This window comes from Micromonospora sp. CA-248260 (assembly GCF_050942205.1).
GTDB lineage: Bacteria > Actinomycetota > Actinomycetes > Mycobacteriales > Micromonosporaceae > Micromonospora > Micromonospora antibiotica.
On sequence record NZ_CP192021.1, the window covers coordinates 3,888,730 to 3,910,836 of the forward strand.

The following is a 22,107-nucleotide window of genomic DNA, read 5'->3' on the forward strand; positions in this document are numbered from 1 at the left end:
CCGACCCTGCACCCACCCTGACCCGTTGCGGCCCAGCCACCTGCCTAGCCCGGCCGTTGCGGCCCACCCCACCACCGCCCCCGCCCTGATCCGCCGACCCGCCGCCCGCATCCGAGGAGTCCCCCGACGTGCCGACCTCTCCTGACCTGCTCCTGCCGACCGACCCGGGCGTCCGGGCCATCGCCCGCGAGCTGTACGCCCTGGCCGGGCCGCAGCCGATCATCTCGCCGCACGGGCACGTCGACCCGGCGCTGCTGGCCGAGGACCAGCCCTTCCCGGACCCGGCCCGGCTGCTCATCGTGCCCGACCACTACCTCACCCGGATGCTGCTCAGCCAGGGCGTCCCCCCGGCCGAACTGGGCGTGCCCAGCGTCGACGGCAGCCCGGTGGAGACCGACGGCCGGACGATCTGGCGGCGCTTCGCCGCGCACTGGCACCTGTTCCGGGGCACCCCGTCCCGACTGTGGCTGGAACGCACCTTCAGCGAGGTGTTCGGGGTGGACACGGCGCTGACCCCGGACACCGCCGACGCCGTCTACGACGAGGTGGCCGCCCGGCTGGCCGAGCCGGAGTACCGGCCCCGGGCGCTGTTCGAACGGTTCCGGATCGAGGTCCTCGCCACCACCGAGTCGCCCCTGGACGACCTCGCCGCGCACGCCAAGCTCGCCGCCGACGGCTGGGGCGGGCCGGGTGGCCGGGTGGTCACCACGTTCCGCCCGGACAACGTGGTCGACATGGAGTTCGACGGTTGGGCCGACAACGTGGCCCGGCTCGGCGAGGTGGCCGGCGTCGACACCGGCACGTACGCCGGTTACCTGGACGCGCTGCGGGCCCGCCGGGCGGCGTTCGTCGCGGCCGGCGCGACCTCCTCCGACCACGGCCACCCCACCGCGCGCACCCTGGCGCTGACCGTCGACGAGGCGGCCCGGCTCTACGACAGGGGCCGGCGCGGGCTGGCCGACGCCGCCGACGCCGAGACGTTCCGGGCGCACATGCTGGTGGAGTTCGCCCGGATGTCCCTCGACGACGGGCTGGTGCTGCAACTGCACCCCGGGGCGGTGCGCAACCACAACCGCCGGCTGTACGCCCGCCACGGCCGCGACGTCGGCGGCGACGTCCCGCACGCCACCGAGTACGTGCACGCGCTCGCCCCGCTGCTCGACGCGTACGGCAACGACCCGCGGCTGCGGGTGGTGCTCTACACCCTCGACGAGTACACGTTCACCCGGGAGCTGGCCCCGCTGGCGGGCGGCTACGCCGCGCTCTACCTCGGGGCGCCCTGGTGGTTCCTGGACTCCCCGGAGGTGCTGCGCCGGTTCCGGGAGGCGGTCACCGAGTCCGCCGGGTTCTACAACACCGCCGGGTTCGTCGACGACACCCGCGCGTTCTGCTCCATCCCGGTCCGCCACGACGTGGCCCGCCGGATCGACGCCGGTTTCCTGGCCCGCCTCGTCGCCGAGCACCGGTTGACCGAGGACGAGGCCGCCGAGACGGTCGTCGACCTGGCGTACCGGCTGCCCAAGAAGGTCTTCAGGTTCGGAGGGTCCGCATGAGCACCAGGATCACCGACGTCGACGTGCACGACGTCCGGTTCCCCACCGCGGCGGCCGGCGACGGCTCCGACGCGATCAACCGGGGTGACTACTCGGCCAGCTACGTGGAGCTGCGCACCGACGGCGGCCCGACGGGTGCCGGGTTCACCTTCACCAACGGCCGGGGCAACGAGATCACCTGCGCGGCGATCGAGGCCCTCGCCCACCACGTGCGGGGGCGCACCGTCGAGGAGATCGCGGCCGAGCCGGTGGCGTTCTGGCGCTCGCTCACCGCCGACGTGCAGCTGCGCTGGCTGGGGCCGGAGAAGGGGGTCATCCACATGGCCGCCGGCGCGCTGGTCAACGCGGTCTGGGACCTGCGGGCCAAGCTGGCCGGCAAGCCGATGTGGCGCTACCTCGCCGAGCTGTCCACCGACGAGCTGGTGGCCAACATCGACTTCCACCACATCACCGACGCGCTCACCCCCGACGAGGCGGCCACCCTGCTCGACAAGGGACTGGTCGGCGCGGCGGAACGGCTCGCGGAACTTGAGCAGAACGGTTTTCCGTCGTACACCACGTCGGTGGGGTGGTTGGGGTATCCGGACGAGAAGGTGCGGGCGCTGACCCGCGAGGCGTACGCCCAGGGGTGGCGGGCGATGAAGATGAAGGTCGGCGGCCCGCCGGCCGACGACCTGCGCCGGGCGCGGATCATCCGGGCCGAGATCGGCCCGGACGCGCTGCTGATGATGGACGCCAACCAGGTCTGGGACGTCGACGAGGCGATCACCAACATGACCGCGCTGGCCGAGGTCGACCCGTACTGGATCGAGGAGCCGACGCACGCCGACGACATCCTCGGCCACGCCCGGATCGCCCGCGCGGTGACCGCGCTGACCGACGGCCGGTGCCGGGTCGCCACCGGCGAGGTGGCCGCCAACCGGGTGATCTTCAAGCAGTTGCTCCAGGCCGAGGCGATCGGGGTGATGCAGATCGACGCCTGCCGGGTCGCCGGGGTCAACGAGGTGCTGGCGGAGATCCTGTTGGCGGCGAAGTTCGGGGTGCCGATCTGCCCGCACGCCGGTGGCGTCGGCCTCTGCGAGTACGTGCAGCACCTGGCGATCTTCGACTACCTGCGGGTCGGTGCCAGCCTGGACGGGCGGATGGTCGAGTACGTCGACCACCTGCACGAACACTTCGTCGACCCGGTCCGCACCCGGGGCGGCCGGTACCTGCTGCCCACCGCCCCCGGCTACAGCGCCACCATGCGCCCCGAGTCGATCGCCCGGTTCCGCTTCCCGGACGGCCCGGCATGGCGGTGAACGTCGGCACCGACCGGCTGGGGCTGGCCACCCTGCGCCGGGTGCCCGAGCAGAGCCGACCGCTGATCCGGCCGGGCAGCGTGCCGGCCGGCATCGTCCACCTGGGACTGGGCGCGTTCCACCGGGCCCACCAGGCGGTCTACACCGAGGCCGCGGTCGACGCGGCCGGCGGCGACTGGGGCATCATCGGCGTCGCGCCGCGCAGCACCACGCTGGTCGAGGCCCTCGCGGCGCAGGACGCGCTGTTCAGCGTCACCACGCTGGCCGCCGACCGGTCCGAGACCCGGGTCGTCGGCGCGCTGGCCGGGGTACGGCACGCCGCCAGCGACCCGGCGGCGGTGCTCGCGCTGCTGGCCGACCCGGCGATCCGGGTGGTGACGCTGACGGTGACCGAGAAGGCGTACCACCTGGACCCGGTCTCCGGGGTGCTGCGGGCCGACCCGGAGTTGACCCGCGACCTGACCACCGACCGGCTGCCGGTCACCGTGCCGGGCCTGCTGGTGCGCGGGCTGCTCGCCCGTGCCGCCGCACAGGCGGGGCCGATCGCGCTGGTCAGCTGCGACAACCTGCCGTCCAACGGGCGTCGGCTGCGCGGCCTGGTGCAGCAGTCGCTGGCCCTGGCCGGGGTGCCGGACGCCGTGCTGGACGCCCTCGCCGGGCAGGTGAGCTTCCCCGGCACGATGGTGGACCGGATCGTCCCGGCCAGCACCGACGCGACACTGGCGGACGCCAGCGCCGCGCTCGGGGTGACCGACCTGGCGGCGGTGGCCGCCGAGCCGTACACCCAATGGGTGGTGGAGGACGACTTCCCCGGCGGCCGGCCCCGGTGGGAGCGGGCCGGTGCGGTGCTCACCACCGACGCCGGCCCGTGGGAACGGCTGAAGCTGCGCGGCCTCAACGGCGTGCACTCGGCGGTGGCCTACCTGGGTGCGGTGGCCGGCCGCGAGACGATCGCCGAGGCGCTGGCCCTGCCCGGCCTGACCGACGTGCTGCGCCGGTTCGTCGCCGACGACGTGGCCGAGAGCTTCACCCCACCCGACGGGGTACGGGTCACCGGGTACGGCGACGAGGTGCTGGCCCGCTTCGCCAACCCGGCGATCCGGCACCGCACCCTCCAGGTGGCGATGGACGGGTCGCAGAAGCTGCCGCAGCGGGTCCTGCACACCGCCGTCGACCTGCGCGCACAGGGCCGGCCGGCGTACTGGTCGGCGCTGGTCGTGGCGGCCTGGCTGCGGTTCCTCGACGGGCGGGCCGACGACGGCACGGTGCTGCCGCTGGACGACCCGCTGGCCGACCGGATCACCGCCGCGCTCGCCGCCGCCGGGGGCACCCCCGCCGGCACGGTGGAGGCGCTGTTCGCCCTGCCGGAGGTCTTCCCGGCCGCGCTCGCCGACGACGACGGGTTCCGCACCGACGTCGCCGGCTGGCTGGGCGCGTTGCGTACCCACCCGGTGGCGGCGGTCCTGGCCGGTGCGGCGTGACCGCCCCGGTGCCGCCGGCCGCCGTCGGCGGGCTCGCCGCCCGGGGCGCACCGGCGACGACCACCGGGACACCGCCGGGCTCCCCAGCCGGGACACCGCCGGGCGGCCCGGCCGGGGCCGCCCACCCCGACCAGCCCGCCGGGGCCGGGGTCGCCGTGCCCCGGGTGGCGATCGTCGGCGCGAACGGGCACGGCCGCTGGCACCGGCGGGCGGTGGCCCCGCTGCACGCGGCGGGACGGCTGCGGCTGGTGGCGCTGGTGGACGTACGGCCGATCGAGGACGAGCCGGCCGCGCCGGTGCCCACCGGGACCACCGTGCACACCGACCACCGGGAGATGCTCACCGCCGCCCGCCCCGATGTGGTGATCGTGTGCACCCCGCCGCACACCCACCTGCCGATCGCCCTGGACGTCCTCGCCGCCGGTGCCGACCTGCTGCTGGAGAAGCCTCCGGTGCTGTCCACCGCCGAACACCGGACGCTGGCCGGGGCGCTGGCCGCGACCGGTCGGGCCTGCCAGGTCGGCTTCCAGGCGCTCGGGTCGGTGGCGCTGGCGCAGTTGTCGGCCGCCGTCGGGCAGGGCCGGCTGGGCACCGTCACCGGCATCGGCACGGTCGCCTGCTGGCAACGCCCCGACAGCTACTACGCCCGTTCCCCGTGGGCCGGCCGGCGCACCCTGCACGGCCGACCGGTGCTGGACGGGGCGTTGGCCAACCCGCTGGCGCACGCGGTGATGCAGTGCCTGGCGGTGGCCGAGACGGTGACCGGCGCCCCGGTCCGGCCGGCCCGCATCGAGCTGGAGCGCTACCGGGTCCGGCCGATCGAGGTGGACGACACCGCCACCCTACGGATCGTCACCCCCGGCGGGCCGCCGATCGTGGCGGCGGTGACGCTGGCCGGGGAGGACTTCGTCGCCGGTGAGGTGATCGTCACCGGCACCACCGGGCGGGCGGTGCTGGAGTACCCGACCGACCGGCTGCTGCTGCCCGGTGACCCGTACCCCCGGGAGGTGCCGGGCCGGCAGGGGCTGCTGGCGAACCTGCTCGCCCACCGCGCCGACCCGGACGGCACCCCGCTGATCGCCCCGCTGGCCCGCACCGCACCGTTCACCGCCGTGCTGGAACGGGTGCGGCAGGCCCCCGAGCCGACCCTGCTCGACGGCGACCTGGTCACGGCCGCCGGCAGCGGGCCGGAGCGGGTGGTGACGGTACGCGGGATCAACGCGGTGCTGCGCCGGGCCGCCGAGCAGGGCGCGCTGCTGTCGGAGCTGGCGGTGCCGTGGGCGGTGCCGCCGGCGCGTATCCCCCTGGCGGCACAGGACGACTGACGCACCACCCACCACCACCCTTCGGGAGAGTCCCATGCGTCCACGCACCACCGGGGCGGCCCTGGTCGCCCTCACCCTCCTGCTGACCTCGGGCACCGCCGCGTACGCCGCGCCACCCGACGGGCCGCCCCGGGGCGTCGAGCGGTTCGCCCGGCAGACCCTGCCGGCCGGTGACGGCTGGGCGGCCGACGGCCCCGGCACCACCGGCGGCGCGGCGGCCGCCCCGGACCAGGTTCACCTGGTGCGCAGCCGGGCCGACCTGGTCCGCGCGCTGGGCGGCGACAACGCCACCAACAAGAGCAACGCCACCCCGAAGGTGATCGTCGTGGACGGCACCGTCGACGGGTTCGCCGCCGACGACGGCCACCTGCTCGGCTGTGCCGACCTGGCCGACCCGGAGTACAGCCTGCCGGCGTACCTGGCCGCGTACGACCCGGCGGTGTGGGGCATGGTGCCGCCGACCGGGGCGCTGGAGGCGGCCCGGGTGCGCTCGGTGGCCAACCAGACCCGCCAGACGCAGATCAACGTCGGGCCTAACACCACCATCGTCGGCCGGCACGGGGCCACCCTCACCGGGCTGACCCTGATGATCGACGGGGCCAGCAACGTCATCGTGCGCAACCTGACCTTCGACGACGCCCGGGACTGCTTCCCCGCCTGGTCGCCCACCGACGGCGCGACCGGCAACTGGAACTCCCAGTACGACCAGGTCTCGGTGCGCCGCAGCGAGCACGTCTGGGTCGACCACAACACCTTCACCGACGGCGACAACCCGGACAGCGCCCAGCCGGTGTACTTCGGCCGGCCGTACCAGGTGCACGACGGGTCGCTGGACGTCACCCACACGGCGAGCCTGGTGACCGCCTCGTACAACCGGTTCACCGGACGGGACAAGCTGATGCTGATCGGCTCGTCCAACACGGTCGGGCCGGACGTCGGCCGGTTGAAGGTGACGCTGCACCACAACCTGTTCGACCGGGTGCTCCAGCGGCTGCCCCGGGTGCGGTTCGGCCAGGTCGACGTCTACAACAACTGGTACCGGCTGGCCGGCGACGACTTCGCGTACGCGATCGGGGTGGGCGTGCAGTCCGCCGCGTACGTGGAGAACAACTTCTTCACCCTCGGCGCCGGCATCGCCGCCGGCGACCTGCTCTACGACTGGGGTGGCACCGCCGTCACCACCCGGGGCAACTGGGTCGACGCCGACCGGGCGCTGCCCCGCCCGGTCGACCTGGTGGCCGCCTACAACGCGACCCACGACCCGGATCTGGGCGGCGACGCCGGCTGGACGCCGACCCTGCGCGCGGCGCAGCCGGTGCCCGCGCCGCTGGTGCCGCTCGTGGTGGGGCCGTTCGCCGGGGCCGGTCGACTGCCCTGGTGACCCGCGTCCGGGGCCAACTGTCACGGTGACCCGTTCCGGTCGGGCCGTGCCGTCGCCGGTGCGGTCCGACCGGTCGGTCGGCCCGGCCGGGGCGGCGCTTACCGGGGTGCGCTGACCGGGCCGGGGGCTACTTCGGCAGGGTCATCACCTCGGCGCCGTCGTCGGTGATGGCGATGGTGTGTTCGCTGTGTGCCGTCCGGCAGCCGGTCACGCTGCGCAGTGTCCAGCCGTCGCGGTCGGTGACGAGTTCGGCGGTGTCCGCCATGATCCAGGGTTCCAGGGCCAGCAGCAGCCCGGGGCGCAGCCGGTAACCGCGACCGGGCCGGCCCGTGTTGGACACGTGCGGGTCCTGGTGCATGGTGGAGCCGACACCGTGCCCCCCGAACTCGGTGTTGATCGGGTATCCCGCCGCGCCGAGGACGCTGCCGATGGCGTACGAGATGTCGCCGACGCGGGCTCCGGGGCCGGCGGCGGCGATCCCGGCGGCCAGCGCACGCTCGGTCGCGTCGATCAGCGCGACGCTCTCCGGGGACGGTGTGTCGCCCACGACGAAGCTGATGGCCGAGTCGGCGACCACGCCGCCGAGGGAGACCGCGAGGTCGAGGGAGAGCAGGTCACCGTCGGCGAGCGGATAGTCGTGGGGCAGGCCGTGCAGCACCGCGTCGTTGACGGAGGTGCAGATGTAGTGGCCGAACGGCCCGCGTCCGAAGGACGGCTCGTAGTCGACGTAGCAGGACTGCGCACCGGCCTCGACGATCATCTGGTGCGCCCACCTGTCGATCTCCAGCAGGTTGGTGCCGACCACGCTGCGGCCCTTCAGCGTCCGCAGGATGTCGGCGACCAGCGCGCCGGTGTCCCGCGCGCGCAGGAGGTCGGCGGGGTTCAGGATCTCGATCATGCAGCGCCTTCCTCGGACCACCAATAAGTATCCCGGTCATGTTATCCCGGTACTAGAATCGCAGCCATGGTCAGGTTGCCGCTCACTCCCGCCGAGGTCGAACGCGGACAACGCCTCGGCGCCCTGCTGCGCCGCGCCCGGGGCCAACGGTCGATGCTCGGCACCGCGCTGGCCGCCGGGCTCTCCCCGGAGACCCTCCGCAAGATCGAATCCGGCCGGGTCGCCACCCCCGCCTTCCCGACCATCGCGGTACTCGCCGACGTCCTCGGCCTCTCCCTCGACGCGGTCTGGTCGGAGATCAACCAGTCCGACGGCGGCCTCGATCTCGCCGGCCCGGTGCACGACCCCGCCGGACGGCTGGCCTCCTAGCCCCCACCGCCGACCGACCCGGCCGGGCCCGGTGGCACCGGACCACCCGCCCGCCGGACCCGTGTGCGGCGTCACCGTCACGGGAAGACCCTGGTCCGGGCACGGCCGGCCGGGACAGGAAGAATGGCGGGAACGACGGTCGGGCCCGGCCCCGGCGGCGAGGATCAGCGGAGGTGGGCGCGGGTGACGGGTGGACGCGACGTCGGCGCGAGCTGCCCCGACCTGGTGGCCGCACGCCACCCCGCGCACGACCCGCCCGGCACGCCACCACCTGCCGGTCCGGCGGCCCGGGACGCGCCGGTGGTGTTCCGCGCCGCACTGGCCGCCGACCCGGCCCAGCTCTCCCCCACCCGGGAGGCGCTGCGGTCGTGGCTGACCGGGGCCGGGGTGGACGAGGCCGACGTGGAGGTGGTGCTGATCGCCGTCGGCGAGGCGTGCGCCAATGCCATCGAACACGGCTGCCGCTTCGCGTCCGGGGCCACCGTCACGGTACGGGCCGGACTGCACGCCGGCCGGCTGGAGATCGAGGTGTCCGACACCGGCGGCTGGCGCGACGGACCCTCCGACGGGCGCGACCGGGGCCGAGGGCGACTGATCATGGCCCGGCTGATGGACGAGGCACAGCTCGACGGCACCTCCGACGGGACGACGGTACGCCTGGTCAAGCACCTTTCCGGCAGGAGGTGACCCGGTCACATGCCCGACGACGGGGTCCGCTGGACAGTGAAGATCGGCTATAAGTAGGCGATGGAGTTCCCGCCGTACCTCGCCACCATGCCGATGCACGCGATCACCGAGCTGCACGGTGAGCCGGGCCTGCTGGCCCGGTTCCGGCTGGAGCTGCCGGCCTTCGCGGCGGCCGACCGGGACCGGCTGACCGCCGCCCTGGACCTCGCCGCCGAGCTGCACCGCGACGACCGCCGGTCCCGGGAGCCCTACCTCAACCACCTGCTGCGGGTGGCGATCCGGATGATGCACCACTACCAGGTGCGCGACGTCGACGTGATCGTCGCCGGTCTGCTGCACGACGCGGTGGAGGACCACCCCCGGGAGCTGGCCGGCACGCAGGCGTCCGACCCGACGGCGGCGGCGCTGGCCACGCTGGCCGACCGGTTCGGGACGCGGGTGGCCCGGCTCGTCGGCGCGGTCACCAACCCGGTGTACGACCCGGACCGGGACCCGCACGTGCAGTACCGCGAGCACGTCGCGGCCAGCCTGGACCGGGAGCCGTGGGCCCGGGTCATCAAGATCTCCGACTTCACCGACAACGGCGTGGGGGTGGTCTACGCCGTCGGGCCCAAGGTGGCCCGCTCGGCGGCGAAGTACCGCCCACTGGTGCCGGTGTTCCGGGATCTGATCGCCCGGCCGGACACCCCGCTGTCGGCACCGGTGAAGCGGCACATCTTCGCCCAGCTCGACCTGGCCGAGGAGCGGTTCAGCGCGATCCTCGACCACCCCAACTGACCTCGCCCCGCCGACACCTTCGCTGCGCCTCTCCCGCCGGCAGGTCGGGCGGGGCCGGCTCAGCGCCCCGGGCCTGCCGGTGGCCGGAAAACGACCCGACCCGGCACGGCACTGCACGGCTCAGCGCGCCACGCCGCCGGGTGGGACGGCCACGCCACAGCCGCCGAGGACGGCGGAGAGCCGCAGTCGCAGGGCGGGCAACGCCTGCGGGGTGTCCCGCAGCACCAACCGGACCGGCTCCCGGGCACCCGCCGACACCCCGCCCACCACGTCGAGCAGTGTGCCGAGCTGGCCGGACGGCTCGTCGGCGAGCAGCAGGCCGGCGTCGGTCACCTCCAGGGTGAGCGGGCCGGCGTCGAGCCGTTCGGCCAGCACGTCGGCGAGCGCGTCCCAGTTGCGGCCGAAGTGTCCGGGCAGGTCGAGGGCGACGGCGAGGGCGTCGAACAGCGCGGGACGGGTGCGGGCCGCCGCGCCGGCCACGGTGAGCGACGGCGTGGGATGCCCCGACGGCGACGGCTCGTCGGTCACCCGCAGCCAGCCCGGCTGGCGCTGTCCGGTCATCGTGCATCCTCCTGCTCACCCGGGGTGGGCCGGCCGACCGGCCCACCCCGATGGTTCCTGGCTCAGATCCGGTAGAAGTTCGCGTAGTGGTCGGGCGAGAACCAGGTCGCCCCGGTGCTCCTGTTCACCACGATGCGGTACGCGTCCCGCGCCGCGCCGGAGACCCGCGGGTAGACGTCGTACTCGTAGTAGGTGGCGCCGCCGGGGAGCTGCCCCTCGTAGTTGTGGAACTGGCCGCCGGCGAAGTTCGACAGGCCGCCGCTCCAGGCGTACCAGCCCCGGCTGGTGGGGAAGCTCTTGGCCGACCAGCCGGATCGGGCGGTACGGGCGTCCGCGCAGCGGGACATCGTGCAGGAGCCGTAGACCGCCGCCGACGCGGAGTCGGCCAGCCTCGGGGTCACCACGGACGGCCCGACCAGCACCGCCGCGATCATGGCGGTCAGCAGCGCGAGGGTGCCCAGCAGCCGGTGCGGTCGGGTGACGGGGTGCGGGGTGGCGGCGGTCGGGGCGGTGACGGGGGTGACGGGGTTCGCGGGAGTGCGCAACGGGTCCTCCGGGTCGCGGGGGCCGACAGGAACGTATCGATCGGGATGGTTGTCCCGGTCAGCCACATTCTGGCGGGAGGCGAACCCCGCCGACCAGAGGTCAGCCTGGCAACCGTGGATGAACGCACCATGATCGGCACGTCACCGCCGGCTGAAATGCTCGGGCGACAGGCCGGGACCGGGCAGCCCCGTCGGCCACCCGGTCCCGGCGCGGGTCAGCAGCCGATCCGGCTGCTGCCCAGGGCCACGTCGTCGTACCAGATGGTGTCCGCGCCCTCGCCGTAGCTCTCCCAGCCCAGCTTCAGGTCGGTCAGCCGGGGCCGCCAGGTGCGGTTGAGCCACTGGCCGTCGACGTCGTGGGTGGGCACCCCGTCGGCGGTCAGCCCGGTGATGGCGGTGCCGTCGAGCCAGGTACGCAGCTGACCCTGGTTGCCGTCGACCATGAACTCCAGGCACGTCCAGCGCCCGGTGGGCAGCGGCACGCTCAACGCCACCCCGGCCGGGCTCTGCTCGGGCAGGGTCGCGTCGTCGGAGGCCCGGTTCCACTGCAACGCGCCGTTCTGGCCGCCCATCCGCAGGTCCTTGTTGCCGTCGGCGGCGTCGGTCATCGCCGTCATGGTGACGTGCTGGGTCGGCAGGGCGGTGGTGTGGCGCAGCCAGATCCGGCCGTACCGGACGGTGCCCACGGCGCTGAGGTCCTTGTTGGACCGGACGAAGACGTGGTTGCAGTAACCGGCCGCGCCGTCGATGCGCAGCGAGCGGCTACCGCTGTGCGTGGTGGTCGTGTCCACCGCCGCCCGGCCCGCCCCGGAGCAGTCCGGGTTGACCACGCTCCAGTCGCCGGCCGGCGTCGAGCCGGTCTGGTTCTCGAATCCGTCGCAGAGCACCGCACCGGCGCACCCGGCCGGCGGCGGGGTGGTCGGCGGCGGGGTCGTGGGCGGGGGCGTCGTCGGCGGCGGCGTCGTGGGCGGCGGGGTCGTCGGCGGAGGCGTGGTCGGCGGCGGGGTCGTCGGGGGCGGCGTGGTGGGCGGCGGCGTCGTCGGGGGCGGGGTCGTGGGCGGCGGCGTGGTGGTCGGCGGCGGAGCGCCGTTGCACGGTACGCCGTTGAGCGCGAACCCGGTCGGCGCGGCGGAACCCGAGGTGCTGGTGCCCTGGACGCCGAACTCGGTCGAGCCGCCGGCCGGGACACTGCCGTTCCAGGCGGCGTTGCGGGCGGTGACCGTGCTGCCGGCCTGGCTGACCTGGGCGTTCCAGCCACCGGTGATCCGCTGGCCGCCCGGGTAGGACCAGGTGACGGTCCAACTGCTCAGGGCGGTGTCGCCCGGGGAGACCCGGACGTTGGCGGTGAAGCCGCCGGTCCACTCGTTGGGCTGGTAGTCGACCCGGCAGCCCTGGGCCGCCGAGGCGGTGCCGGCGAGCACGGTGGTGACGGCCGCCGCCGCTGTGACGGTGGCAGCCACGGCGGCGGTGATACGGGTACGGGAAATCCTCACAGGGGTCCTTCCGGCTGGCCGTCGGGGAAACACCGACGGCGCGGGAGCATCGACATCGCTCGCGCGTCGACATGCCTCTCGGCACGTGGACAACAGCCCGGCTCAGGCCACACCGCCGCCCGGCAACAGGGCGGCACCCGGACCCCAATGTAGTGATGGTTGCCTATGGAAACAAGTGCCCCACCGCGTACGGCGATGGTCGCCGGCGCAAACCCCGGCGTCGAGCCCCACCCCGGTCGGCGTCACACTGCCGGCGTGCGGTCGACCCGCCACCGGGTCGACCGCACGCTGCCGCCTCAGCGGTCGGTGGACAGGCTGGCGCAGTCGGTCTCGTCGGGCAGCAGCGGCCGGAGGGTGATCGACCAGCGTTTCCCGCCGGAGGTCCACGGGGTCGCCGCGTTGGCCTTGTCGGCGGCGGCGATCACCTGCTGCACGGCGGCCCCGGTGACCGTCACGCAACCCAGTTGGAGCCCCTCACCGAGACTGGTGCCGGGCAGCGCCGGGCCGGGCCACTCCACCCTGGGCTGCTTCGCGGTCTCCGGTGTGGCGACCCACGGCCCGGCCACCGCCGCGATGGCGGTCGGCTGGTACGGCTGCGTCGCGGCACCCGCCGGATCGGTCACCTTGTCGGCGAAGGTCCGCAGTTTCTCCCGGGCGGCCTGCTGGGCGGCGGTCAGGCCGGCCTCCGGGCCGGTCGCCTCACCCAGGGCGTAGACCTCCAACCGCTCGGTGCCGACCGGCCCCCGGATGGTGAACCGGGTGGTGGCCACGTCGGTGATCGACGGGGTGCCCACGTCGACGGAGCTGCCCACCCCGGCGGCGCGGGCCTGCTCGACCAGCTTCGCCACCTCGGCCTTGCTGATCGTGCGAACCTGGATGTTGGGCAGCGCCGGCCCGGGATAACTCAGGATCGTCGGCCCCTCGGTGATCACCCGACCGTCGCCGTAGACGCTGACGGCCGGCAGCCGGGTCACATTGGTCTCGGGCCGCACGAAGCCACCCGTATAGTCGATCCGCAGCACCGGCACATCAGCGGGAAGAGCGGATGGGACCGCGTCGGGGGCCACACCCGCCCCGTCCTGCCCCGCACACGCCGCCGTGAGCAGGAGCACCGGAACAACTACCACCCACATGCCTCGAAAACTCGTCATACCCCTTGGACGCACCCAGACCCCCCACGGCTCCCCCCACTTTCCCCACCCCCGCCCCGCTCCCACCCCACCCCCACCACGCCCCGCCCCACCCCGCCCCGGTGATCAAGAGGTTTACGTCAACTTTGATCTTCTGAATGACCTAAACCTCTTGATCACCGGGGCATAACGCTCGACGTGGGGAGCGAACGAGGCGGAGCGGAGACACAGGGACGCGGAGCCTGCCACGCGCCTGGTGATCAAGGAGTTTGCGTCATCGGGGAGATCAAAGTTGACGTAAATCTCTTGATCACCGGGTAGATCGCCGTGTGGGGGTGGGGTGGGTGGGGTGGGGTGGGTGGGGTGGGGTGGGGTGTTGCGGGTGGACGGGTCAGGCACCCGGCGCGGGTTCGGAAACCTGCCGATCCGGCTGGGGTTGGCGGGCGCGCAGGAACGGGCCGAGGCCCATTCCGTCCTCGGTGGCCAGGAACGCGCCGCGTGCGGTCAGCAGGGTCTCGTCGGCGTGCGCCATGCACCCCCACGCCGTGTCGCCCCACGAGTCGGCGAGCTTGACCTCCGCCGGTTCGGGGCAGGGCTCACCGCGCGGGCCGCCGATCTGACAGCGGGCGGGTGCGCCGCCGCGCCGACCGGCCGCCTCGGCGGCCTCCCGGATCAGCGAGAACCGCACCTCACCGCCCGCCTGCGGGTCACGCTCCTGCGGCGGTACGGCCTGCCGCTGCCCGAAGGCGACCACGTTGCCGTCGGGGTCGGTGACCCGGCACTCGCCCCCGGGGGCGTGCTCCGGGTAACCGCTCTTCTCGACCGGGTGCCCGGCGGCGGTGAGCCGCTCGGCGGTCACGGTCAGGTCGTCGACGTACAGGTAGACGAGCAGGGGCAGCTCGACGGTGACCAGGCGGGGGGTGACCGCCGCCAGGAGCAGCGTCAACTCCCCGCACCGCAGGTACGACCAGTGTGAGCCACCGTCGCCGCCGGCCCGGATCTCGGTGTAGCCGAAGTTCTCGTAGAACCGTCGGGCCGCGTCGGCGTCCGCCACGTACAGCACCGGCACCTGGGACCGCACACCACCACTTTGCACGGCGTCACTCTAGTCACCGATGATCGGGGATTCACGTTGTGCAGATCGGGGGTTCTCCGCCCGCCCGGTCGGCCCGGGTCAGCCGGCCAGGGTGGCGTACCGGCCGGCGCGGGCCAGCAGCGTCTCGTGGGTGCCGGACTCGACGATCCGGCCGTGGTCGAGCACCGCGATCTGGTCGGCGTGGCGCACCGTGGACAGCCGGTGCGCGATGGTGATCACCGTGCGTCCCTCGGCGAGGGTGTCGAAGGCCCGTTGGACGGCGCGTTCGGTCTCGGTGTCCAGCGCGCTGGTCGCCTCGTCGAGCACCAGCACCCGGGGGTCGCGCAGCAGCGTACGGGCGATGGCCAGGCGCTGCTTCTCGCCACCGGAGAAGCGGTGGCCCCGGGAACCGACGACCGTGTCGTACCCGTCGGGCAGGGCGGCGATCAGGTCGTGGATCTGCGCGGCGCGGGCGGCGTCGGCCAACTGGGCGTCGGTGGCGTCGGGGCGCGCGTACCGCAGATTTTCCCGGATGGTGGTGTGCAGCAGGTAGGTCTCCTGGCTGACCACGCCCACGACGGCGGCCAGGTCGGTCAGCCGCAGGTCGCGCAGGTCGACACCGTCGATGGTGATCCGGCCGGCGTCCGGGTCGTGCAGCCGGCTGACCAGGGCCGCGAGGGTGCTCTTGCCGGAGCCGGTCTCGCCGACCAGGGCGAGGCTGGTGCCCGCCGGGACGTCCAGGCTGATGCCGGCGACGGCGGCGGTGTCGCTGCCCGGGTAGCTGAAGGTGACGTCCTCGACGCGCAGGTGCCCGCGCACCCGGGTCGGGTCGATGGTCACCGGCCGGGCCGGGTCGTCCACCTCCACCGGCAGGTCGAGGTACTCGAAGATCCGGGCGAACAGCGCCAGCGAGGCGGTCAGCGTGACACCCACGTTGAGCAGCCCCATCAGCGGCCGGAACAGCCCGCCCTGCAGGGCGGTGAAGGCGACCAGGGTGCCGATGCTGAGCGTGCCGGCGGTACCGGGCAGCCCCGCGCCGAGGTAGATCACCGCCGGGATGGCGGCGAAGATGATCGTCATGGTGGCCATCCGCCAGCGGCCGGCCAGCTCCGAGCGCAGCTCCAGATCGACCAGGCGGGCCGAGCTGCTGGTGAACCGGTCGATCAGTGCGTCACCCGCGCCGAGGGTCTTGCTGAGCTGCACGCCGCTGATCGACAGCCCCTCCTCGATGGTGACGTTGAGGTCGGCCAGCTCCTGCTGACGCTGGGCGGTGATCTCACGGCGCATCGCGGCGACCCGGCGGGTGAGCCAGATGGCCGGCGGCAGCACCACCAATGAGACCAGGGTGAGCCGCCAGGACAGCGCCACCATGGCGACCAGGGTGGCGACCACCGTGGTCAGGTTGGACGCGATCGAGGTGGCGGTGGAGGTGACCACCGTCTGCATGCCGCCGATGTCGTTGGTGATCCGCGACTGCACCTCGCCGGTGCGGGTGCGGGTGAAGAACGCGATCGACTGCCGGTGCAGGTGGGCGAAGACGTCGGTGCGCAGCCGGTGCATCACCAGCTGCCCGACCCGGGTGGAGATCCAGGTCTGCGCCACGCCGAGCACGGCGGTCACCGCCGCGACGGCGATCATGCCGACGACCAGCCAGACCAGCAGGGTCAGGTCGCGCTCGGGCAGCGCCCGGTCGATCACCGCCCGCAGCAGGAACGGCGAGGCCATCGCGACCATCGACGACACCACGATGATCGCGGTGACCACAGCCAGTTGACCACGGTACGCGGTGAACAGCCGGCCGATGCGGCGCAGCGAGACGGCACGGGCCTGGGTCTTCTCGGCGGCACTGGCGGTCCGGGGGGCGCCGCCGCGGCCCTCCCGGTGGGTCTGGGTGGTGTCCAAGGGGGTCCTTCTTCCGTTCGGGGTTGTCCGCGGGGGTGGAGGTTCACGCTCTGCGGCGCGGTGCGCTCGGCACAGCGGGCGAACCGGTGTTCCGTTCAGGTCCAGTTACTGAGGTTACCTCATCATGAGGTAGCAACAGTGAACACTGCTACCGTATTCCGGTGACCGGTGCGACATCCGACCCCCTGGCCGACCCGCCCGCAGGCGTTCCGGTGGAGCCGTCGGCCGAGCCGGTCGGGGAGAGCCTCGCCGAGTTGTTCTGGGCGGTGGCCCGTCGGCTGCGCCACCAGTCCCGACGTACCCTCGAACCCTGGGACGTCAACCCCGGACACGCCCGCGCCCTCGCGGTGCTCACCCGGCACGGGGCGATGCGGCTCAGCGCCCTCGCCGAGCACCTGCACATCGCCCCCCGCTCCACCACCGAGGTCGTCGACGGCCTGGAGGAACGCGGGCTCGTCGCGCGCCGCACCGACCCAGCCGACCGGCGGGCGACCCTGGTCGCGCCGACCGACGAGGGTACGCGGGTAGGCGCGGCCATCCGGACGGCCCGCGCGGCCGAAGCGGAGCGCTTCTTCGGCCACCTCTCCCCCACCGACCACGCCGACCTCACCCGCATCCTGCGCACCCTGCGCGACTGAGCCCACCCCGGCCCGGCGGCACCTCGACAGCCACACCGGCCCGACATGCCCGGACGCGGGAGCGGGTGGGTGGGCGTAGCGGCGGGTGGGTGGGGTATGCGCGGGCGGTGCGGGTGGTGGTGGTCGGTGGGGGTTTCTCGGGGCTCGCCGCTGCGGCGGTGTTGTGCCGGGGTGGGGCACGGGTGCTGGTGCTGGAGGCGCGGGAACGGGTCGGGGGGCGGGTGGCGACCCGGCGGCTGGACGACGGCACGGCGCTGGACCTGGGCGCGCAGTGGATCGGCCCGACCCAGGAACGGATGGCCGCCCTGGTGGCCGAGCACGGGCTGACCACGTTCCCGTCGGCCGCGTACGGGAGGCCGGTGGTGCGCTGGGACGGTCGGCTGCAGGAGACACCGCCGGAGTCGGTCCGGCAGACGGTCAACCTGCTCGACGACTTCGCCGCCGAGGTGGACCCGGCAGCCCCGTGGCGGGCGGCGCGGGCGGACGAGTGGGACCGGCTCACCCTCGGCGGCTGGTTGGCCACGGTCACGCCCGATCCGGTGACGGCCCGGTACGTGGGTCGGCTGATCGCCGGTGGGTTGCTGGCGGCGGACCCGGACGAGGTGTCGCTGTTGCAGGTGCTGTTCTACCTGCGCAGCGGCGGTGGGAGCGGGTTGCTGCTGGGGATGGCCGGGGGCGCCCAGCAGGATCGGATCGTGGGCGGGCCGGCCCTGCTGGCGCAGCGGATGGCGGCGGCGCTGCCCCCGGGGACGGTACGGTCCGGGGCACCGGTGCGGGCGATCCACCAGGACGGGCACCCGGTGGTGGCGTACACCGATGACGGGGCGTACCCGGCGGAGGCGGTGGTGGTGGCGGTGGCCCCGACGCTGGCGGGCCGGATCGCGTACTCGCCGGCGCTGCCGGCCCTGCGCGACGCGTTGACCCAGCGGATGCCGATGGGGTCGGCGTTGAAGCTGCACGCGGTCTACCCGACGCCGTTCTGGCGGGCCGACGGGTGTTCCGGGGTGACCACGTCGACCGACGGGCCGCTGACCGAGACGGTGGACAACTCGACGCCGGGTTCGACGCGTGGGGTGCTGACCGCGTTCAGCTACGGCCGGCAGGCCCGGGAGCTGCGCCGGCTGTCGCCGGGCCGGCGACGGGCGGCGGTGCTGGCCGCGCTGGTGGGGCTGGTCGGCCCGGCCGCCGCCGAGCCTGACGACCTCGTCGAGTACGACTGGTCGGCCGACGAGTGGACCCGGGGCTGCTTCTGCGGGGCGTTGACCCCCGGCTCGTGGCGGGACCACGGTCCCGAGCTGCGCCGGCCGGTGGGGCGGGTGTACTGGGCGGGCACCGAGACGGCGACCCGGTGGGCCGGCTACCTGGAGGGCGCGGTGCTGGCCGGCGAGCGAGCGGCGGCCGAGGTCCTCGCCCACTACGCCGCCTGACCCGGGACCAGTCGACCCGCCCACCTCTCGACCGTCGGGCAGACCGCGCGACCCGGGCCCGGTGGATCCGCTCGCACCGCGATTGTCGGGCGGGTGGACGGTAGCGCCACGTGCAGAAATAGATAATCTTGATTCAGTCTATTGAAACCTATCTCCGGCCGTGACCTAATACCTGACAGTTCCTTTCGTCGCTCCCGCCGTAACCACGCGGCATCCCCCAGGGAGGAAAGATGAACCGTCTCCGTGCGGTCACGGGCGCGCTGCTGGCGGCCGTCACCATGGTCGCCGCCACCACCCTCGGCATCGTCACCCCGGCCACCGCCGCCCCGGCCGGCCTGCCCGGCATGGACGTCTCCAGCTACCAGGGCAACGTCAACTGGTCCGCCGCCTGGAACAACGGCGCCCGGTTCGCCTACGTGAAGGCCACCGAGGGCACGTACTACACCAACCCGTACTTCGCCCAGCAGTACAACGGGTCGTACACCGTCGGGATGATCCGGGGTTCGTACCATTTCGCCCGGCCGGACACCACGACCGGCGCGACCCAGGCCAACTACTTCGTCGACCACGGTGGCGGCTGGTCGAAGGACGGCCGGACGCTGCCCGGCGCGCTCGACATCGAGTACAACCCCTACGGCGCGACCTGTTATGGGCTGAGCCAGAGCGCGATGCGCAACTGGATCGCGTCCTTCGTCAACCAGTACTACGCCCGCACCGGGCGCTGGGCGACGATCTACACCACCACCGACTGGTGGACCACCTGCACCGGCAACTACAGCGGCTTCGCCGCCACCAACCCACTCTGGCTCGCCCGGTACGCCGGCACGGTGGGCACCCTGCCGGCCGGCTGGGCCACGCACTCCTTCTGGCAGTGGGCGTCGTCGGGCACCTTCCCGGGCGACCAGAACGTCTGGAACGGCACCCTCGACCGGCTCCGGGTGCTGGCCTGCAACGGCCCCTGCTGACCCGACCGGAGCGCCGCAGCCGCCCGGTCGGCCCGGCAACGACCCCCGGCCACCCCGGAGTCGTCGCAATGGTCGACCGGCCGGCACCTCCCCCACCCCCTGAGGAGCCCGCCATGTCCGTACCCGTGTCCCGGCGCAGCGTGCTGCGCGGCGCGGTCCTGCTCGGCACCGCCGGGGCGCTCACGCCGACCCCGTTCGGCGGATCCGCCGCGAGCGCCGCCGCCGTGGGCCACTCCGCCGTCGACCCGGCCCTGACCACCGGCAGCGCCCTGACCCACGGCAGCGCCCTGACCACCGGCAGCACGTCGGCCGACGGCCGGGTCGTCCTCGGTCGGGTCGACCAGCCGGTGATCGCCAACTGCGCCACCTGGGGGGCCCGGCCGCCGTCCTCGCCGGTGAGCGTGGTCGGCAGCCGGCCCAACAAGATCATCGTGCATCACACGGCGTTCCCGAACTCGACCGACTACAGCCTGGCCCACGCGTACGCCAACTCGCGGGAGATCCAGGACCTGCACATGGACGGCAACGGCTGGCTGGACTCCGGGCAGCACTTCACCAACAGCCGGGGCGGCCAGCTCACCGAGGGCCGGCACGGCAGCCTGTACGCGCTGCTGCACGGGCAGACGATGGTGCAGGGCGCGCACTGCGTGGGGCAGAACAGCCAGGCCATCGGCATCGAGAACGACGGGATCTACGTCGACGTGCAGCCGCCGCAGGCACTCTGGGACAGCCTGGTGGTGTTCTGCGCGTTCACCTGCCAGCAGTACGCCATCCCGGCGAGCCAGATCTACGGCCACAAGGACTTCGCCAGCACCCAGTGCCCGGGTCTGCTGCACGACCGGTTGCCCGAACTGCGCTCCGCCGTCGCCGCTCGACTGGGTTGATTGCTTATATAAGCCATGCCTGATACAAAGGGGACCGTGCACGCCTTCGACGTCCTCGGCGACCCGGTACGCCGGCGCATCCTCGAACTGCTCGCGCAGGGCGAACGGAGCGCCGGTGGGGTCTGCGCGGTCATCCAGGAGGAGTTCGGGATCACCCAGCCCGCCGTCTCGCAGCACCTCAAGGTGCTGCGGGACAACGGGTTCGCCACGGTCCGCCCGCAGGGCGCCCGTCGGCTCTACGCGGTCGACCCCGCCCCGCTGCGGGAGGTCGACAGGTGGCTGGAGGGATTCCGCCGGTTCTGGACGCCGGCCCTGGACGCCCTGGCCACCGAGATCGCCCGGGGTCGGCGCGAACGGCGGGCGCACACCACGACGGACGACCCGACCGAGCACCGGAGCACCTCATGATCGAGACCAGCCACCAGATCAGCGCCGTACGACGCACCGTGGGCAGCCGCACCCTGGAGGCGGGTGAGGCACGGGTGCTGACCATCAGCCAGACGTACCCGACGACGCTGGACGACCTCTGGGACGCCTGCACCAGCGCCGAACGCATCCCGCGCTGGTTCCTGCCGATCTCAGGCGACCTGCGGCTGCACGGCCGCTACCAGTTCGAGGGCAACGCCGGGGGCGTGGTGCAGCGCTGCGACCCGCCGAAGAGCTTCGTCGCCACCTGGGAGATGGGCGACGAGACCAGCTGGATCGAGGTCCACCTGACCCCGGAGGGCGACGAGCGGACCCGGTTCACCCTGGAACACGTCGCCCACGTCGACGACGTCCGGTGGACCGAGTACGGCCCCGGCGCGGTCGGCGTCGGCTGGGACTCCGGCCTGCTCGGCCTCGCCAGCCACCTCGACGCCGACGGTGGAGGCGTCACCCCCGACCAGGCGGCCGAATGGATCGGCTCGGCGGACGGGCGACGCTTCATGACGCTCAGCGGCGAGGCGTGGGCCGAGGCCGACATCGCCGGCGGCACCGACCCGCAGGCCGCCCGGGCCGCCGCCGCCCGGACCATCGCCGCGTACACCGGCACGCCGCCGGCCTGACCCCGGGGCCCGCACCGGGTCCGGGCGAAACCCGGGCGCGGGTTGTCGGTGCCGGCAGGGACACTGTGCGGCATGTCGATGCGCCGCGCCGAAGACGTCCTCGCCCTGCACCGCGCCGGGCACCGGGTGCGCTACCTCTGCTTCTGGGGGCACCAGCCGCAGCGGGACGGCACCGTCGGCCGCGGCTGCCTGAGCCAGTGGTGGCCGGCGGCGTTCACCGTCGACGGGCGGCGCTTCGCCACCGCCGAGCACTGGATGATGTGGCGCAAGGCGCTGCTCTTCGACGACGCCGAGGCCGGGGAGCGGGTGCTCGCCGCCGGCCACCCGCAGCAGGCCAAGGGGGTCGGCCGCCAGGTCCGCGGGTTCGACCAGGCGGTGTGGGAGGCCGAGCGGTACGCCGTCGTGCTGGCCGGCAGCCTGGCCAAGTTCGGCCAGCACGCCGACCTGCGGGCGTACCTGCTGGGCACCGGGGACCGGGTGCTGGTGGAGGCCAGCCCGGTCGACCGGGTGTGGGGGGTCGGGCTGGCCCCCGACGACCCGCGCGCCGAGGACCCGGCCCGCTGGCGTGGGCTCAACCTGCTCGGGTTCGCCCTGATGGAGGCCCGGGAGATCCTGCGCGACGACCGGCCGACCGACCCCGGGCCGACGGCGGACCTGCCCTGAGCGGGG

22 protein-coding genes are annotated in these 22,107 nt (G+C 73.8%); 15 read left to right on the top strand and 7 right to left on the bottom strand.

Going from position 1 to position 22,107, the window contains the following annotated elements; all coding sequences use genetic code 11:
- Positions 1 to 128 precede the first annotated feature (128 nt).
- Genes uxaC through ACQP2H_RS17195 form a run of 5 tightly spaced genes read left to right on the top strand, consistent with a single transcriptional unit; the run spans position 129 to position 7,041 of the window.
- Complete coding sequence (uxaC, locus tag ACQP2H_RS17175) at positions 129 to 1,553, top strand: glucuronate isomerase (RefSeq protein ID WP_433228033.1); 1,425 nt, start codon at positions 129 to 131, stop codon at positions 1,551 to 1,553.
- Entirely contained in the window at positions 1,550 to 2,854 is a 1,305-nt protein-coding gene (locus tag ACQP2H_RS17180; protein WP_433228034.1) for an enolase C-terminal domain-like protein, read from the top strand. Before uxaC ends, ACQP2H_RS17180 begins: the two co-directional genes overlap by 4 nt.
- Complete coding sequence (locus tag ACQP2H_RS17185; protein WP_433228036.1) at positions 2,845 to 4,335, top strand: mannitol dehydrogenase family protein; 1,491 nt, start codon at positions 2,845 to 2,847, stop codon at positions 4,333 to 4,335. The genes ACQP2H_RS17180 and ACQP2H_RS17185 overlap by 10 nt, the downstream gene beginning before the upstream one ends.
- Complete coding sequence (locus ACQP2H_RS17190) at positions 4,332 to 5,660, top strand: Gfo/Idh/MocA family protein (protein ID WP_433228038.1); 1,329 nt, start codon at positions 4,332 to 4,334, stop codon at positions 5,658 to 5,660. Before ACQP2H_RS17185 ends, ACQP2H_RS17190 begins: the two co-directional genes overlap by 4 nt.
- A 34-nt stretch (positions 5,661 to 5,694) precedes the next feature.
- Positions 5,695 to 7,041 carry a pectate lyase family protein gene (locus ACQP2H_RS17195; protein WP_357536803.1) on the top strand — a complete coding sequence of 449 codons (1,347 nt, stop codon included), beginning with the start codon at positions 5,695 to 5,697 and terminating at the stop codon, positions 7,039 to 7,041.
- 127 nt (positions 7,042 to 7,168) lie between these two features.
- Here the strand turns inward: ACQP2H_RS17195 and map are convergent, their stop codons facing one another.
- Complete coding sequence (gene map, locus ACQP2H_RS17200) at positions 7,169 to 7,939, bottom strand: type I methionyl aminopeptidase (protein WP_357536805.1); 771 nt, start codon at positions 7,937 to 7,939, stop codon at positions 7,169 to 7,171.
- Between the two features lie 66 nt (positions 7,940 to 8,005).
- Here map and ACQP2H_RS17205 point away from each other — a divergent pair, with 66 nt between their 5' ends.
- From ACQP2H_RS17205 to ACQP2H_RS17215, 3 genes are all read left to right on the top strand, one after another.
- Positions 8,006 to 8,308, top strand: coding sequence for a helix-turn-helix domain-containing protein (locus tag ACQP2H_RS17205; RefSeq protein ID WP_219462511.1), 303 nt, complete (start codon positions 8,006 to 8,008; stop codon positions 8,306 to 8,308).
- A 183-nt stretch (positions 8,309 to 8,491) separates the two neighbouring features.
- The gene (locus tag ACQP2H_RS17210; RefSeq protein ID WP_308290777.1) at positions 8,492 to 8,995 is read left to right on the top strand and encodes an ATP-binding protein; all 504 of its coding nucleotides are present in this window, start codon (positions 8,492 to 8,494) and stop codon (positions 8,993 to 8,995) included.
- A 60-nt stretch (positions 8,996 to 9,055) separates the two neighbouring features.
- Positions 9,056 to 9,772 carry an HD domain-containing protein gene (locus tag ACQP2H_RS17215; protein ID WP_219462514.1) on the top strand — a complete coding sequence of 239 codons (717 nt, stop codon included), beginning with the start codon at positions 9,056 to 9,058 and terminating at the stop codon, positions 9,770 to 9,772.
- 120 nt (positions 9,773 to 9,892) lie between these two features.
- On the opposite strand, the gene ACQP2H_RS17220 is transcribed toward ACQP2H_RS17215, so the two are convergent.
- From ACQP2H_RS17220 to ACQP2H_RS17245, 6 genes are all read right to left on the bottom strand, one after another.
- On the bottom strand, positions 9,893 to 10,333 hold the full coding sequence (locus tag ACQP2H_RS17220) for a barstar family protein (RefSeq protein WP_208566564.1): 441 nt from the start codon (positions 10,331 to 10,333) through the stop codon (positions 9,893 to 9,895).
- A gap of 62 nt (positions 10,334 to 10,395) precedes the next feature.
- Positions 10,396 to 10,767 (bottom strand): ribonuclease domain-containing protein, encoded by a 372-nt coding sequence (locus ACQP2H_RS17225; protein WP_357536834.1) that lies wholly within the window; start codon positions 10,765 to 10,767, stop codon positions 10,396 to 10,398.
- Positions 10,768 to 11,093: 326 nt separating this feature from the next.
- Positions 11,094 to 12,338 carry a cellulose-binding domain-containing protein gene (locus ACQP2H_RS17230; protein ID WP_307799098.1) on the bottom strand — a complete coding sequence of 415 codons (1,245 nt, stop codon included), beginning with the start codon at positions 12,336 to 12,338 and terminating at the stop codon, positions 11,094 to 11,096.
- A gap of 329 nt (positions 12,339 to 12,667) precedes the next feature.
- The gene (locus tag ACQP2H_RS17235) at positions 12,668 to 13,522 is read right to left on the bottom strand and encodes a hypothetical protein (protein WP_433228041.1); all 855 of its coding nucleotides are present in this window, start codon (positions 13,520 to 13,522) and stop codon (positions 12,668 to 12,670) included.
- Between the two features lie 370 nt (positions 13,523 to 13,892).
- Positions 13,893 to 14,582 carry a VOC family protein gene (locus tag ACQP2H_RS17240; protein WP_433228043.1) on the bottom strand — a complete coding sequence of 230 codons (690 nt, stop codon included), beginning with the start codon at positions 14,580 to 14,582 and terminating at the stop codon, positions 13,893 to 13,895.
- Positions 14,583 to 14,675: 93 nt separating this feature from the next.
- The gene (locus ACQP2H_RS17245; protein WP_219462523.1) at positions 14,676 to 16,478 is read right to left on the bottom strand and encodes an ABC transporter ATP-binding protein; all 1,803 of its coding nucleotides are present in this window, start codon (positions 16,476 to 16,478) and stop codon (positions 14,676 to 14,678) included.
- A 212-nt stretch (positions 16,479 to 16,690) separates the two neighbouring features.
- On the opposite strand from ACQP2H_RS17245, the gene ACQP2H_RS17250 reads away from it, so the two are divergent.
- The 7 genes from ACQP2H_RS17250 (at position 16,691) to ACQP2H_RS17280 (ending at position 22,101) form a co-directional block, all read left to right on the top strand.
- Positions 16,691 to 17,116 carry a MarR family winged helix-turn-helix transcriptional regulator gene (locus ACQP2H_RS17250; RefSeq protein WP_219470050.1) on the top strand — a complete coding sequence of 142 codons (426 nt, stop codon included), beginning with the start codon at positions 16,691 to 16,693 and terminating at the stop codon, positions 17,114 to 17,116.
- A gap of 89 nt (positions 17,117 to 17,205) precedes the next feature.
- Complete coding sequence (locus ACQP2H_RS17255) at positions 17,206 to 18,543, top strand: flavin monoamine oxidase family protein (RefSeq protein WP_433228045.1); 1,338 nt, start codon at positions 17,206 to 17,208, stop codon at positions 18,541 to 18,543.
- A 230-nt stretch (positions 18,544 to 18,773) separates the two neighbouring features.
- Positions 18,774 to 19,508: a lysozyme gene (locus ACQP2H_RS17260; RefSeq protein ID WP_433228048.1), complete on the top strand. Its 735-nt coding sequence runs from the start codon at positions 18,774 to 18,776 to the stop codon at positions 19,506 to 19,508.
- 113 nt (positions 19,509 to 19,621) lie between these two features.
- Positions 19,622 to 20,392, top strand: a complete 771-nt coding sequence (locus ACQP2H_RS17265; RefSeq protein WP_433228050.1) for a peptidoglycan recognition protein family protein — start codon at positions 19,622 to 19,624, stop codon at positions 20,390 to 20,392.
- Positions 20,393 to 20,428: 36 nt separating this feature from the next.
- The gene (locus ACQP2H_RS17270; protein ID WP_204922997.1) at positions 20,429 to 20,800 is read left to right on the top strand and encodes an ArsR/SmtB family transcription factor; all 372 of its coding nucleotides are present in this window, start codon (positions 20,429 to 20,431) and stop codon (positions 20,798 to 20,800) included.
- Complete coding sequence (locus ACQP2H_RS17275) at positions 20,797 to 21,438, top strand: SRPBCC family protein (protein WP_433228052.1); 642 nt, start codon at positions 20,797 to 20,799, stop codon at positions 21,436 to 21,438. Before ACQP2H_RS17270 ends, ACQP2H_RS17275 begins: the two co-directional genes overlap by 4 nt.
- A gap of 72 nt (positions 21,439 to 21,510) precedes the next feature.
- On the top strand, positions 21,511 to 22,101 hold the full coding sequence (locus tag ACQP2H_RS17280) for an NADAR family protein (RefSeq protein ID WP_363821467.1): 591 nt from the start codon (positions 21,511 to 21,513) through the stop codon (positions 22,099 to 22,101).
- The last annotated feature ends 6 nt before the right edge of the window (positions 22,102 to 22,107 follow it).

Excerpts from the sequence above, each read along its gene's own strand:
- ACQP2H_RS17185 (WP_433228036.1), top strand. The coding sequence starts at position 2,845 with ATGGCGGTGAACGTCGGCACCGACCGGCTGGGGCTGGCCACCCTGCGC.
- ACQP2H_RS17205 (WP_219462511.1), top strand. The coding sequence starts at position 8,006 with ATGGTCAGGTTGCCGCTCACTCCCGCCGAGGTCGAACGCGGACAACGC.
- ACQP2H_RS17275 (WP_433228052.1), top strand. The coding sequence starts at position 20,797 with ATGATCGAGACCAGCCACCAGATCAGCGCCGTACGACGCACCGTGGGC.
- ACQP2H_RS17215 (WP_219462514.1), top strand. The coding sequence starts at position 9,056 with ATGGAGTTCCCGCCGTACCTCGCCACCATGCCGATGCACGCGATCACC.
- ACQP2H_RS17225 (WP_357536834.1), bottom strand. The coding sequence starts at position 10,767 with ATGATCGCGGCGGTGCTGGTCGGGCCGTCCGTGGTGACCCCGAGGCTG.
- ACQP2H_RS17265 (WP_433228050.1), top strand. The coding sequence starts at position 19,622 with ATGTCCGTACCCGTGTCCCGGCGCAGCGTGCTGCGCGGCGCGGTCCTG.
- map (WP_357536805.1), bottom strand. The coding sequence starts at position 7,939 with ATGATCGAGATCCTGAACCCCGCCGACCTCCTGCGCGCGCGGGACACC.
- ACQP2H_RS17280 (WP_363821467.1), top strand. The coding sequence starts at position 21,511 with ATGTCGATGCGCCGCGCCGAAGACGTCCTCGCCCTGCACCGCGCCGGG.
- ACQP2H_RS17180 (WP_433228034.1), top strand. The coding sequence starts at position 1,550 with ATGAGCACCAGGATCACCGACGTCGACGTGCACGACGTCCGGTTCCCC.
- ACQP2H_RS17220 (WP_208566564.1), bottom strand. The coding sequence starts at position 10,333 with ATGACCGGACAGCGCCAGCCGGGCTGGCTGCGGGTGACCGACGAGCCG.
- ACQP2H_RS17260 (WP_433228048.1), top strand. The coding sequence starts at position 18,774 with ATGAACCGTCTCCGTGCGGTCACGGGCGCGCTGCTGGCGGCCGTCACC.
- ACQP2H_RS17235 (WP_433228041.1), bottom strand. The coding sequence starts at position 13,522 with ATGACGAGTTTTCGAGGCATGTGGGTGGTAGTTGTTCCGGTGCTCCTG.
- ACQP2H_RS17195 (WP_357536803.1), top strand. The coding sequence starts at position 5,695 with ATGCGTCCACGCACCACCGGGGCGGCCCTGGTCGCCCTCACCCTCCTG.